Raw genomic sequence first — 14,065 nt, 5'->3', positions numbered from 1 at the left:
TTGTACAAACCAAACAGAAAAGCGGAGGCGGCTTGCTCAGGGGCGACCAGCTTAAGACGGGCCGGCAGAAAGGTTGCTCTTTAACCATTTTGTCGGAACGGCTTAAGACCTCGAGCCCCTAGCCGCTGTAGCTGGACAAACAGTAATGCGGAAGTGCCTTGTTATAGGATCAATAACTAAAATCCTTCAGCGAGGTGCAAGGCGCTAAAGCTAGACAATAGGAGACGGGGTCTTTATGGAATGAAAAATTTACACAAGCTATTTATTTTTCCTTTGATTGCTGCATTGGTCATTGTTCTTATTCCGCAGAAAGCCAAGGCTTCTGTTAATGTAAGTGCGCGCAGTGCTATTTTAATGGAGCAGGGATCAGGAAGAGTTTTATTTGAAAAGGATGCGTACAAGCCAAGGAGAATTGCAAGTATTACAAAAATAATGACTGCAATTTTGGCTATAGAGTCTGGGAAAATGGATGAAATGGTGGAGGTTAGTGAGAATGCGGTAAGAGCTGAGGGGTCATCCATTTATTTAAAGCCAGGAGAAAAGATCAAATTGGAAGACTTAGTTTTTGGATTAATGCTCCGTTCTGGGAATGATGCTGCTGAAGCCATTGCAGAATATGTAGGAGGAAGTCTTGATGGTTTTGTTTATTTAATGAACCAAAAGGCTGAAGAAATTGGCATGGAAAACACATATTTTGCAAATCCACACGGACTAGATGATCATGAAAATCATTACTCAACTGCTTATGATATGGCTCTATTAACACGTTATGCTATGAATAATGAAGAGTATGTGAGAATCTCAGGGACAAAGGTTCATACAGCACCGAATCCAACTGAAAAATGGGATAGAAAATGGTCTAATAAGAATCGATTATTGACAGAACTATATGAATATTGCACAGGTGGAAAAACGGGCTTTACGAAGCGAGCAAAGAGAACATTGGTTACAACTGCTACAAAAAATAAAATGAATTTAATTGCTGTTACATTGAATGCGCCTGATGACTGGAATGACCATATTCAAATGTATGAAAATGGTTTTAACACATATACAATAGCTGAGGTTTTGCCAAAAGGCGAGTTAAAGGCTATTAAAGATAAGTTTTATAAAAATAAAGTATATGTTAAAAATGGCTTTGAATACCCTGTTTCTTCAGATGAAAAAGATCTATTTCATATTGAATATAAAATGATGAAACCTGACAAGGAGTGGCGAACTAAAGAGGATGTACCATATATTGTTGGAAAAGCGGTAGTTTATTTTGATAATCGACCATTAAAAACGATTCCAATTTATTATGATCAAGTTAAATCTAAAGATAATGAGTCATTTTGGGGGATATTTAGGAGTTTATTTACAGCGATAGTTGGTGTAAAAACAGATGATTAACCTAATTTGGGTCTTGATGACAGTGATCGGAATTGTTTTTGCTATGATCAACGGGACGATGGATAAAGTGAATGAGGCGGTTTTTAAAGGGGCGGCAGATGCAGTTACATTATGTATCGGATTAATAAGTATTCTTGTATTCTGGTTAGGAATGATGAAAATTGCAGAGGATGCAGGGCTATTAAAAAGACTAGCCCTATTATTTAAACCAATTGTCAAAAGACTTTTTCCAGAAGTGCCGAGTGACCACCCGGCAATGGGTTATATCTTATCAAATATGATAGCGAATATGTTCGGTTTGGGAAATGCTGCAACTCCACTTGGAATAAAAGCAATGGAAGAATTAAAAAATTTAAATGAAGGGAAAAGTGAAGCAAGTCGGTCGATGATTACTTTTCTAGCAATAAACACATCAAGCATTACACTTATCCCTACAATGGTTATCGCAATAAGGATGAAATATGAATCAGTTTCTCCAACAGAGATCGTTGGCCCAACATTAATAGCTTCAATCAGTTCTGCATTAGGTGCCATTTTAATTGATCGATATTTTTACTATCGAAGAACAAGAAAAGGATGAATTCGCATGCAAATTGTGTCGATGATCTCTTTATGGTTTATACCGGTTCTGATTGGATTTATATTAATATATGGCACATTCAAACGGATTCCCACTTATGAGAGCTTTGTAGAAGGTGGTAAAGAGGGAATTAAAATCGCTGTTTCAATCATCCCTTTTCTAGTCGGAATGCTTGTTGCAATCTCGGTATTTCGAGCTTCTGGAGCACTCGAGTATCTCACCGAGCTGATAAGACCTGCACTCGAAGCAATAGGGGTCCCACCTGAAATTTTTCCGTTATCCTTGATACGGCCGATTTCAGGCTCAGCTGCACTTGGTATGACCACCGACCTCATTGCTACATATGGTCCTGATTCCTTTATTGGCCGTCTTGCTTCCGTTCTTCAGGGGAGCACGGACACTACGTTTTATGTGTTAACAGTGTATTTTGGAGCGGTAGGAATTCGTAAAATGGGAGATGCATTAAAAGTTGGCCTCTTAGCCGATTTAGTTGGGATTATTGCTGCCATTGTCGTTGTAACGTTTATATTTGGTATATAATGTATTGCTATGAAAGATATCTTCAAACGAAGGTATCTTTCATTTTTGTATAGGAAATTATAATTTTCGCTATCTGTTGATAACTTGAGATATAGTTTATCTACGTTCAGCTCCAGCGCCTACCTCCGACGTACAGGACGTACTAGTGTCGACAATGCGACAGGACGTCGCGTTTTTGTCGACCTCGAGGTCACAAGCCAATCCTCCCAGAAAGGTAAAGAACACCTTTCCGTGAGGCTCGTCTTGTGCTTGTCGGAGGTGAGCACAAAGGAAAGCTTCTTTGAATATTCATCTCAGGAACAATTTGTCATTTAATTGTTCCGAAGGCGCTTGCGCATTTGTTCTTTTTCTCAAAAGTAACCCCAGCTTTGAAAAAAGCCCGATTTATGTCATAATTCATAAGGATAGAAATTGGTATTATCCTTATATTAAAGCAATTATTTGGGGTGACATAATTGGAAAGATTACAAAAGGTAATCGCACATGCTGGATTTGCTTCACGCAGAAAGGCTGAGCAACTTATTATCGAAGGTCATGTGAAGGTGAATGGAAAAGTAGTAAAAGAGCTAGGTGTTAAAGTATCATCCGCAGATCGGGTCGAAGTGAATGGCATTCCTGTAGAAAGAGAGGAGCCAGTATATTTTCTTCTTTATAAACCACGAGGGGTTATTTCGAGTGTTCACGATGACAAAGGACGGAAGGTAGTCACTGATTTTCTTCCAAATATAGAACAAAGAATTTATCCTATTGGGCGTTTGGATTACGATACATCAGGGCTTATCTTATTAACAAATGATGGTGAATTTGCGAATCTTCTCATGCATCCAAAAAGTGAAATTGAAAAGGTTTACGTCGCGAAGGTGAAGGGGATACCAACACGCGAAAAGACGAAAAGTCTTGAGAAGGGTGTTAAATTGGAGGATGGAATGACTGCGCCGGCAAAGGCAAAGATGCTTTCTTTGGATAAGAAGAAGCAAACAGCCATTATTGAACTTTCAATACATGAGGGGCGTAATCGACAGGTAAGAAGAATGTTTGAGGCAATTGGCTATCCTGTCATGAAACTTAAACGTGAAAGATACGGTTTTTTAACTCTTCATGGTCTGAAACCAGGGGATGCCAGGGAATTAACAGCTCATGAAGTAAAGCAATTACGGACGCTTGCGCAAGCAAAGTAATTTTGAGGCGAAATTTCATAGAAAAGTCACACTTCCTTCATATCGTTAACATTATCATAGTGATAATAAATGATATAATTAGAATCAGACTGTATGGAAATTCAGGTATTCTAGTTTGGAAAACAATAATACACGTGTGAAATTTTATTGTTGAACTGACTTATACAAAGGAGATAGTTTAATGAAAAAAAAGCGACTAATGATAAGGGCAGTCATCTTACTCTTATTAGGAGCTGCAGTTGCTTACACTTTATACGCTAATTTTACAAAGGATGATGTTCAAAAAGCAGTGGTTGGTGAAAAAGCACCTGACTTTGTATTAGAAGATATGAATGGAAAGAAACATCGTCTTTCAGATTATGAAGGACAAGGAGTCTTATTAAATTTTTGGGGTACATGGTGTAAGCCGTGTGAAAAAGAAATGCCATATTTGAATAACCAATATAAACAATTTAAAGACAAAGGTGTTACAATCCTAGCTGTAAATGTAGCGGAATCTGAATTAGCAATACAAAAATTTGCGGATCGGCACAATTTAGAATTCCCTATATTAAAGGATACGGATTCACAGGTAATGACAGCTTATAAGATTGGCCCTCTCCCTGCGACGTATATGATTGACAAGGAAGGGAAAATAGTGAAATACCATACAGGTCAATTGACAGAAGATATGATTAAAGACTTAATGGAACAGGTTAAACCATAAGGTATAGGGAGTTTTTAGGATGAAGGATGTAAAATGTGAGTGCGGACATGTAAATCCCCATGGCACAATTCTTTGTGAAGCTTGCGGAAGAATTCTCGAGGAGCATGAGAGGGAAAAGCAGCTTGTTGATATGCGCTATGAAGGAAGTGCACGCCGCTCGCAAACATACAATAAAACAATAGTGGATAAAATTTGGAATTTTTTCTCATCTGTAAAGGTTGGTGTATGGCTAATAGTCATTACACTAATCGCATCCGCTTTGGGAACTATTTTCCCACAGGAAATGTATATTCCTCCTGTGATGCCTGCTGAAGTGTATTATGAAGATCAGTACGGCTGGTTAGGAAAACTATATTATGAACTTGGTTTCCACAATCTATATAGTTCTTGGTGGTATTTACTGTTAGTAGCATCAATTGGTATTTCGCTTGTCATTTGTAGTTTAGATAGGGTAATTCCACTTTATCGAGCATTGAAGGCTCAGCGAGTGACCAGACATGAAGGTTTTCTAAAACGCCAGCGGCTATTTGGAATTTCAGCAGCTGAAAACTTGGAAGAATCATATGAAAAGGTAAAAGAAAAATTAAGGGAAAAAAGGTACCATATTCGTGAAGAGGATGGCAATATTCTTGCTGAAAAAGGCAGATTTTCAAGATGGGGTCCTTATGTAAATCATATTGGATTAATTATTTTCTTAATTGGTGGAATGCTCCGCTTTGTCCCTGGTATGTATGTAGACGAGGTTATGTGGATCCGTGAAGGGGAAACGAAGGTAATTCCAGAAACAGACGGAGAATATTATTTGAAAAATGACCAGTTTATACTGGAAGTTTATGATAAAAATAAAGACAAGGAAGTTTTTAGTGAAGCAATTGAAAATTCTGGGATGGTAGCGAAAAATTTCCAGTCCGATGTGACCCTATATAAAAAGAAAGGGGATTCGATTGCTGGAGAAAAGCCTGAGCTTGAAAAAGTGAAGGATGATGAGATTCGTGTTAATGAACCTTTGCGATTTGAAAACTTTGCTTTGTATCAATCCACCTATAAATTAAATGAATTGAACAAAATGACCTTTGCTCTTACTAATAAGCAAACAAATGAAGAGTTCGGCATGCTGACTGTAGATTTAAATGACCCTAAGGAAAAATATGATTTAGGGAACGGATATTCTGTTGAGGTAGTGAGCTATTTTCCAGATTTCGAATTTGATGAAAGTGGAGAGCCGGTTACAAAATCACGAATTCCTAATAATCCAGCTTTCGTCTTTAAAATGCTGACTCCTGATAAGCCTGAAGGGGAAGTTAGTTTTGTTGCTATTCGTCAAACGATTGAGCCTTTCGGAGATAATACATATAAAATGGCGTTTAAGGGGATCGACACGAAAAATGTATCTGGTTTAACTGTTCGAAAAGATTTGACGCTTTGGATAATATCTCTAGGTGGATTAATCTTTATGATTGGAGTTGCTCAAGGTTCATATTGGAATCACCGCCGTATTTGGATTCGTAAAGTAAATGATGAAGTTTGGGTTGCAGGTCATACGAATAAAAACTGGCATGGCTTAAAAAGAGAAATTAGCATCATTCTAGAAAATACTGGAATTAACGAACCGGAAGATCAAGTTCAAAACGAAAATAAGGAATCGGGAGGGAGCTAAGTGGTAACTCTTAGTGGAAATTTATTATATGCATCCTTCTTCTTATATTTAGTGGCCACTGTTTTATTTGCTGGCTCTATAAAGGATAAAAAAGGGAAAAGTGCAGAAAAGGGCCCGAATAAATGGGCAAAATTAGCGCTTATTACTACTATTGTTGGATTTGCTTCACAATTGGGGTATTTTATTACTCGCTGGATTGCTGCTGGCCATGCTCCAGTAAGTAATTTGTTTGAGTTTACAACTTTCTTTGGTATGTCGCTTGTAGGAGCATTTATTGTCATTTATTTTATATACAAAACGCCAATGCTTGGACTATTTACGCTTCCTGTAGCTATTTTGATGATTGCTTATGCAAGCATGTTCCCGCGTGAGATAACTCCGCTTATTCCTGCCTTGCAGAGTGATTGGCTACATATCCATGTGACTACCGCAGCAGTTGGGCAAGCAATTTTAGCAATTAGTTTTGCGGCTGGGCTCATTTATTTAATTAAGGCAATTGACCAGTCCAAATCAAGTAAAAAGACATTTTGGTTAGAGGCAATTATGTTTGGTTTAGTTTGTACCCTTGGATTTGTCATTGTATCCTCCACTTTTTCAGCAATGGATTATAAAGCTGAATTTAATTGGATCGACAAAACTGGCACGGAAGCTAAATTAGAATATCATATGCCTGCATTAGTAGGACCTCATAAAGGTGAATTGCTCACAGCTGAGAAATTTGAACCAATTGTTGAAGTACCTGCCATCATTAATGCAAAAAAATTGAATACAGTAATTTGGTCAATAGCATCAGGGATTATTTTATATTTACTTCTTCGATTAATATTACGTAAACGTATAGGTGCTGCTTTACAACCAATTGTTAAAAATATTAATCTGGATTTAGTAGATGAGATTGGCTATCGTTCTGTTTTAATAGGTTTTCCTATCTTTACACTTGGCGCGTTGATATTTGCGATGATTTGGGCGCAAATTGCATGGACACGTTTTTGGGGATGGGATCCGAAGGAAGTCTGGGCGCTCATTACCTTCCTTTTCTACGCAGCATTTCTTCATCTCCGCCTATCTAAAGGATGGCATGGTGAAAAGTCTGCATGGCTTGCAGTTATAGGATTTGTTATCATGATGTTTAACCTAGTAGCTGTTAACCTTGTTCTAGCTGGTCTTCATTCTTACGCAGGATCTTAAGAATTAATGAATTAATTAATATTTTTAAAAGCCTTCACCTTTGTGGGGGCTTATTTCAAAATATAAATCATTTTTGGGAACTAAATTGGGGGATAATGGATATGGAAAAGGATGTTAGAATTTTAGTCGTTGATGATGAGGAAAGAATTCGACGCTTACTAAAAATGTATTTAGAGCGTGAAAATTTCATTATTGAAGAGGCGGAAGATGGCAATGAGGCGTTAACAAAGGCTCTTGCTAATGATTTTGACATCATTCTTCTTGATTTAATGATGCCTGGCAAGGATGGAATCGAAGTATGCAGGGAGCTAAGGGAGAAAAAAGCAACTCCGATTATCATGCTGACAGCTAAAGGCGAAGAAGTAAACAGAGTTCAAGGATTTGAGGCAGGAACGGACGACTATATTGTTAAGCCTTTCAGCCCGAGAGAAGTGGTTTTGCGTGTGAAGGCATTATTGCGCCGATCATCTAAAACTTCTTTTATCCAAGCAGAAACAACAACAAAAGATGTCATTGTGTTCCCTCACTTAACGATTGATCATGATGCCCATCGTGTGTTGGCAGATGGAAGAGAAGTTAGCCTGACTCCGAAAGAGTATGAATTGCTTTATTTTCTTGCGAAATCTCCAGATAAAGTATTTGATCGTGAACAATTACTTAAAGAAGTTTGGCATTACGAATTTTTTGGTGATTTACGAACTGTAGACACACATGTTAAGCGCTTACGCGAGAAATTAAATAAAGTTTCTGAGCAAGCAGCAAAAATGATTGTTACTGTATGGGGTGTCGGTTATAAGTTCGAGGTTATTAATGAATGATGCTCTGGCGTAGTGTTGTAGGCAAGCTTTGGTTTACAATTCTTTTACTCGTTTCTTTTGTACTATTTATTTTAACGATTATGTTATTAGAGTTCTTTGAAAACTACCATATTAATGAATTGGAAAGAGGACTAACTGATACTGCGCAGAAAATTGCGCGTATATTAGACGAGCATGACCGAGATGTTGGGTTGGAAATATCCTGGGAATTGGTCGATGATGTCACTGAGGTTGTCATAGTGACAAATCCTAATGAAATTTATTACTCGCCAAAAGGAAATGAATCATTCAATTTGCCAACCAAATATTTTACTGAGGATGCTGATCTACAAAAGGTTATCACTGAGGATAAAATTGTAAAAAAAATGTCTTCATTTAGTGAGGATAAAGATAACAGTAAAGATCAATCCAAAATATTAATCATCGGTGTCCCTCTAAAAGATACCACAAGTAAAAATGGTGCGGTTTATATTTATCAATCACTAGAAGTTATGCAAGAAACAACTAGTTCGACAACAAAGTTTATTTTTCTTGCTGCAGGTGTAGCAATAATTTTAACTACCATATTTGCTTTTTTCTTATCAACAAGAATTACTGCCCCGTTAAGAAAAATGCGTGAAGCAGCATTTGAGGTTGCAAGAGGAAAATTTGATACGAAGGTACCTTTTCCATCTCAAGATGAAATTGGGGAATTAGCAATTGCTTTTAACCAGATGGGGAAACAGTTGAAGTTTAATATGAATGCACTCAGTCAAGAAAAAGAGCAGCTTGCCAGTATTTTAAGCGGAATGGCAGATGGTGTTATCACTTTTAATAATGATGGGACGATTTTGATTACGAATCCGCCAGCAGATCGTTTTTTGCATAATTGGTACTATGAGCAGGATGAAGACAACATGGATACTGCCGCTGTCCCATCTAAAGTAATGGAGCTTTTTCAGCAAGCTGTTAATACTGAAATGGAGCAAGTGGGCGAAATATCCATACAAGGAAGATTCTGGGTCATGATTGTGAGTCCGCTCTATAATAACAAGTATATTCGAGGAGCGGTTGCAGTTATTAGGGATATGACCGAAGAAAGACAGCTTGATAAGCTAAGGCAGGATTTTATCGCTAATGTTTCCCACGAGCTTAGAACACCTATCGCGATGATGCAAGGTTATAGTGAAGCAATCGTAGACGATATCGCTGGAACAGATGAAGAAAAGAAAGAAATGGCAAGAGTCATATACGATGAATCTTTAAGAATGGGCAGGTTAGTCAATGAACTTCTGGATCTTGCGAGAATGGAAGCAGGACATATACAATTAATAAAGGAAGAAGTTGAGGTTCATCCTTTTCTTCAAAAAATTAACCGGAAGTTTCAGGGACTAGCAAAAGAAAAAGACATTCAGCTTGGCCTAGAACTTGGCAATAAAGAGGTTTGTTTTTGCTTCGATCCTGATGCAATGGAACAAGTATTGACAAACCTAATTGATAATGCAATACGTCATACCCCAAATAAGGGGAAAGTGACAGTATCAGAGCATTCGGATGATCGAGGCTTAACTATTGAGGTCAAAGATTCGGGATCAGGTATTCCAGAAGAAGACCTTCCTTTTGTTTTCGAACGATTTTATAAAGCCGATAAAGCAAGAACTCGAGGTCGCTCAGGGACAGGACTTGGCCTTGCAATTGTGAAAAATATTGTTCATGCCCATAAAGGACAAATTTCCGTCCAAAGCAAGGTTGACCAAGGTACGACATTTTCTCTATTTATTCCTCGAAATATAGAATAATATAGAAGAGGATGCCGATTGTTCTTGATTCACAAGAAACATTATAATTGAAAAGCTATTGTAAGAGGGAAGGATTTACAGAAAAATCCTTCCTTTTTTATTAGGAGAGAAAGTATAATAGTTCAAAGAGGAATCTATATTCAATTGTAACTTTTATTTAGTTATTTACGACTATTTTATTGAACGGGGAGGGGAACTGATGGACTCCGTTTTTGATGAATTATATAGAAAATATCATCATGATGTTTTTCAATTTCTTTTTTATATGGTCAAAAACAAGGAACTTGCTGAGGATCTAGTTCAGGAGGTATATATAAGAGTACTTAAATCCTATGAACGATTTGAAGGAAAAAGCAGTGAAAAAACATGGCTTTTTTCAATTGCTAGAAATGTTGCGATCGATTCTTTCAGAAAACAAAAAGGATGGAAACAAAGAATTTTAGAGAAGTTTGACTGGACGACACAGCAGGTTAAGGATGAATATCCAGTACCTGAAGAAATTGCTATTCAAAAGGAAGAAATTCAGCTCATTTATCAATGTCTTGACCATTGTACGGTTGATCAAAGACTGGTCATTGTTATGAGATATTTGCATGAGCTTACTATTACAGAAACAGCTGAAGCGTTAAACTGGACGGAAAGCAAAGTGAAAACGACTCAGCATAGAGCCTTAAAGATTCTTAAAGGACATATGGAAGATAAAAGAAGAAAGGAGGGGATGGATATTGAGGAAGTCAGAGTGGAGCGATGAGCAGATAGAGGAATTATTAGGGCAACTTCCTAAAATTATAGATGAACGGGATCCGCAGGAAGTTTATCAAAACATTTCAATTAAATTAAATAGGCGAAAGCATAAAGTTTGGATAATGCCAACTGCAGCGACTGCAGCAGCTTTGCTCTTATTAGTCATACTTGTTCCCAGACTATTTAATTTTCAGAATACAGAAGAAAAATCAATGGAATCAGCTGATAAATCTTCACCAAGTGCCGAGATTGCAATGGAAAAAAAGAATATAACCAAAGACAAAGAGCAAAATTCTACCAATGAAGAAAGTGCAGTACCTTTTGCAGCAAAAGAAAGTAATGATACGAATAAAAATATTGGTATGCGCTCGATAGAGTTCGAGGATCAAAGTACAGCTGTTTATGAAGAGGATATTGGTGGTCGTGAGGTTTTAACATATGCTATACCTGATGATAATGTTGAGTTTATTGTGCCTGTAAGTATTATTGTTTCAAAGGAAGAGAATAAAACCAAATTTAAACTTTTTGAAGATTATATGGAAAGGCTTACTGAGAATGACTGGGGTTTGTACGATTATTACCCTTTAATGGCTGAATTAAAATATGAAGAAGAAAACAGAATATTAAATTTGGATGTGCCAGCAAATCAGTCATATAGTTTGTCAGGCTCTGCTGAGAATATTTTATCTCAGGTTTTAACCAGTACGATGAAGTCTTTAGATATTAAGGAAATTAATTTATCAACAGATGGAAATCCTGGAATTAATTTTGGGTATAATGGAGAGATTAAGAAATTTGTTCCTGATGATGATCAGTTTGGAAATCATGCTTATTATTTTTATTATCCAAGCAAGGCAGAAATAAAACCATTTATTGTTCCATATAATGAAAAAATTAGTACAATCGAAGAAGCGTTTTCATCAATGAGAAAGGGAATGGGAGATGAGAAATTAATTCCTTCTATTCCTGAAGATATTCAGTTTGATACAGTAAAAGATCCTGCAGAAAACAAATTGACGATTCGCTTTAAGAAAGGAACTACTATTAATGACGACGCCTCAACATTGCATACAATTGAAGCCATTTTGCTAACAGCAAAAGAATTCAATTATGATGAAGTGAAATTGGAAAATGCACAAATAGATAAAATAGGAAGATTTGATTTAGAACATGAAATTAAGGTTCCAGTCGCAGCTAATAAGCGAATGATAGGACAGTAATTATTAAGACGATCCATTTGGTTCGTCTTTTTCTATATAGTCAAACTGTTTATTTTACTTTATATGGTTCTAAATAGGATCAAGTCAACATAGTGTGAATATTGTAATAGAGGTCTAGGATTATGTAATGAAGTAGGAGGAAAAAATGCGGGATTATTTAAAACGATTTATTATTGTATGTTTAATGGGGCTTTGTATCAGCTTATTATTTATAGGAGGAAGTATGTACAAGCTCTAGGAATAATGATAATGAAATATCAATTTTTATTAGAAAAATGTTAAATAAGCCTAAAAGAAGACATTAATAGACATCCGAAAAAATGTAAGATGTCTGTTAATGTCTTCTATTTTTTTATTAAAGGATAATCCGATTTATTGAGACGATGTCCTTGAGCTGACATAATAATTCAAGTGATGAATCTTCTAATGTTTTATCCAAAGGAGAGCACCATAATTGCTTCTCCACCAGCCATTTTTCTTCCTACCTGCATTGTTGCAATATACTAATATAGTAAACATTCTAACACTCCATCCAAAATAACAATTTTCTGATAATTTTACAAGACGAAAAATCATCTGTCAATTCAATTGATTGTGCATATTTAACGTGTAATCGCTTTAATTTAATAAAGTCATTAGTTTCCATATTTTATTTCTGATTGAGGTTGACGAATAAACCTTTTCATTTTTTGTGCTTTCAAGTATAATTATATTTGAAAAAAAAAATACGGTCTATCTTCGGGGCAGGGTGAAATTCCCGACCGGCGGTGATGAGAGTTTTCTCTAAGCCCGCGAGCCTTTTGAAAGTGGAGCCATTTATCCGAATATTAATTTGGTAAATAGCTTAAGCTTGGGCAGGATTTGGTGTGAATCCAAAGCCGACAGTACAGTCTGGATGGGAGAAGATGGAGGTTCTGCAGACGTTCAAAAATTGCAGGTTACTTGAACGTTTATTTAGTGAACTCTTGGAAAAAATCTCCCTCAAGTGTAATGCTTGGGGTTTTTATTTTTCATGGGCTTAACCTGAACTGCTGAACCTTTCTTCTTTAGGAGAGATAGTCCTAATTAGGAGAGAGGAACATGAATAGACTTTCAGTTAAAGCTTTAGTTTCGATAGGGATGTTAAGCAGTATAGCGTATGTATTAATGCTGTTAAATTTTCCGATACCGCCATTTCCGCAATTTCTTATGATTGACTTCAGCGATATCCCTGCATTAATCGCAGCGTTAATCTTTGGACCAATGGCTGGGATTCTAGTTGAATTGTTTAAAAACATTTTAGATTATTTCATGACAGGAAGTGCTACTGGTGTACCAGTTGGCCATATTTCCAATTTTATTGCTGGCATTCTGTTTGTTCTGCCAACTTACTATGTGTACAATAAACTAAAAACAAAAAAAGGCATGACATTTGGTTTAGTAGCAGGAACACTTATTATGGCAATTATGATGAGTGTGTTAAATTATTTTCTCATTCTACCTGCCTATACATTCTTCTTAAATATGCCAGCTATGTCAGCGCCCGAAATACGTACAATGATCGTAAAGGGCATTTTGCCGTTTAATATAATTAAAGGTCTAATCATAACGACAGTATTTATGCTTATTTTTGGACGAATGAACGCTTGGATTAACAAGCAAGAATCATTAAAAAGTGCAGCTTAATAATCATAATAAAAAGCAACGGCCTGCACCGTTGCTTTTTATTATGATTATATAAAAAACTCCCTTACACTTTAAAGTAAGGGAGCAATATTTAACATATATCAAGTAATGACTATTCAAATTTAAGTGCGTCGCCATCAAATGCTTCATCAGCAACTTTAATTGAGTCTGTTGGGCAGCCTTCGAAAGCATCCATCATATCATCGATTAATACATCTGGAATCTCAACAATTCCTTGGTTATCATCTAGAGTAACGAATGCAATGCCCTCATCATCGTAATCGTAAATATCTGGTGCAGCTGCTCCGCATGCTCCACATGCAATACATGTTTCTTTGTCAACAATAGTGTACTTTGCCATGAAAAATTACCTCCCAAAATATTAAGCGAATTATTCTAAACTTGATCTTTTGTAAAGATGGAAACGAATTCCTCATCCCTATTGTAAAACTGAATGATTAACTTTTCAATAGGAAAAGTATTGAGAATGCTTATCACATAAGGTTCTTAGAAAAGTAAGAATTAAAGAGGTTCTCTATTTTCATTCGTGATAGAATAAAAATAGAATTATATTTAATCTATACTAAATAGTATTGTAA

Annotated in this window: 13 protein-coding genes, 1 pseudogene and 1 riboswitch; of the genes and pseudogenes, 12 read left to right on the top strand and 2 right to left on the bottom strand. The window is 36.4% G+C overall.

What is annotated here, in order from left to right; translation table 11 throughout:
• The first annotated feature begins 240 nt into the window (after positions 1-240).
• From KHA94_RS12920 to KHA94_RS12870, 11 genes are all read left to right on the top strand, one after another.
• The gene (locus KHA94_RS12920) at positions 241-1,392 is read left to right on the top strand and encodes a D-alanyl-D-alanine carboxypeptidase family protein (RefSeq protein WP_213102547.1); all 1,152 of its coding nucleotides are present in this window, start codon (positions 241-243) and stop codon (positions 1,390-1,392) included.
• Complete coding sequence (locus KHA94_RS12915) at positions 1,385-1,972, top strand: nucleoside recognition domain-containing protein (RefSeq protein ID WP_213102546.1); 588 nt, start codon at positions 1,385-1,387, stop codon at positions 1,970-1,972. The genes KHA94_RS12920 and KHA94_RS12915 overlap by 8 nt, the downstream gene beginning before the upstream one ends.
• A 6-nt stretch (positions 1,973-1,978) precedes the next feature.
• Positions 1,979-2,512: a spore maturation protein gene (locus KHA94_RS12910; protein ID WP_213102545.1), complete on the top strand. Its 534-nt coding sequence runs from the start codon at positions 1,979-1,981 to the stop codon at positions 2,510-2,512.
• A 455-nt stretch (positions 2,513-2,967) separates the two neighbouring features.
• Positions 2,968-3,690: a 23S rRNA pseudouridine(2605) synthase RluB gene (gene rluB, locus KHA94_RS12905; RefSeq protein WP_213102544.1), complete on the top strand. Its 723-nt coding sequence runs from the start codon at positions 2,968-2,970 to the stop codon at positions 3,688-3,690.
• Between the two features lie 181 nt (positions 3,691-3,871).
• Entirely contained in the window at positions 3,872-4,396 is a 525-nt protein-coding gene (resA, locus tag KHA94_RS12900; RefSeq protein WP_213102543.1) for a thiol-disulfide oxidoreductase ResA, read from the top strand.
• A 19-nt stretch (positions 4,397-4,415) separates the two neighbouring features.
• Positions 4,416-6,053 (top strand): cytochrome c biogenesis protein ResB, encoded by a 1,638-nt coding sequence (resB, locus tag KHA94_RS12895; protein ID WP_213102542.1) that lies wholly within the window; start codon positions 4,416-4,418, stop codon positions 6,051-6,053.
• Entirely contained in the window at positions 6,054-7,241 is a 1,188-nt protein-coding gene (gene ccsB, locus KHA94_RS12890) for a c-type cytochrome biogenesis protein CcsB (protein WP_213102541.1), read from the top strand. It begins immediately after the preceding gene.
• A 101-nt stretch (positions 7,242-7,342) separates the two neighbouring features.
• Positions 7,343-8,059 (top strand): response regulator, encoded by a 717-nt coding sequence (locus tag KHA94_RS12885; protein WP_275950895.1) that lies wholly within the window; start codon positions 7,343-7,345, stop codon positions 8,057-8,059.
• On the top strand, positions 8,056-9,837 hold the full coding sequence (locus KHA94_RS12880; protein ID WP_213102539.1) for an ATP-binding protein: 1,782 nt from the start codon (positions 8,056-8,058) through the stop codon (positions 9,835-9,837). Before KHA94_RS12885 ends, KHA94_RS12880 begins: the two co-directional genes overlap by 4 nt.
• A 199-nt stretch (positions 9,838-10,036) precedes the next feature.
• Positions 10,037-10,588, top strand: coding sequence for an RNA polymerase sigma factor SigX (sigX, locus tag KHA94_RS12875; protein ID WP_213102538.1), 552 nt, complete (start codon positions 10,037-10,039; stop codon positions 10,586-10,588).
• Positions 10,563-11,801, top strand: coding sequence for a GerMN domain-containing protein (locus KHA94_RS12870; protein WP_213102537.1), 1,239 nt, complete (start codon positions 10,563-10,565; stop codon positions 11,799-11,801). Before sigX ends, KHA94_RS12870 begins: the two co-directional genes overlap by 26 nt.
• A 355-nt stretch (positions 11,802-12,156) precedes the next feature.
• On the opposite strand, the pseudogene KHA94_RS26675 reads toward KHA94_RS12870, so the two are convergent.
• Positions 12,157-12,301 (bottom strand): annotated as a pseudogene (locus KHA94_RS26675) (ACT domain-containing protein); the annotation flags it as partial.
• Positions 12,302-12,531: 230 nt separating this feature from the next.
• A riboswitch (FMN riboswitch) is annotated at positions 12,532-12,712 on the top strand.
• A gap of 169 nt (positions 12,713-12,881) precedes the next feature.
• Between KHA94_RS26675 and KHA94_RS12865 the strand changes: the two are divergent.
• Positions 12,882-13,466 (top strand): ECF transporter S component, encoded by a 585-nt coding sequence (locus KHA94_RS12865; RefSeq protein WP_213102536.1) that lies wholly within the window; start codon positions 12,882-12,884, stop codon positions 13,464-13,466.
• Between the two features lie 112 nt (positions 13,467-13,578).
• Here the strand turns inward: KHA94_RS12865 and KHA94_RS12860 are convergent, their stop codons facing one another.
• Entirely contained in the window at positions 13,579-13,827 is a 249-nt protein-coding gene (locus KHA94_RS12860) for a ferredoxin (RefSeq protein ID WP_213102535.1), read from the bottom strand.
• Between the last annotated feature and the right edge of the window lie 238 nt (positions 13,828-14,065).

Origin of the sequence: Cytobacillus citreus, from assembly GCF_018343665.1 — a bacterium.
GTDB classification, from domain to species: domain Bacteria; phylum Bacillota; class Bacilli; order Bacillales; family Cytobacillaceae; genus Cytobacillus; species Cytobacillus citreus.
Note: the sequence above shows the minus strand (reverse complement) of the source record. Positions and strands in the feature narration are given on the sequence as shown.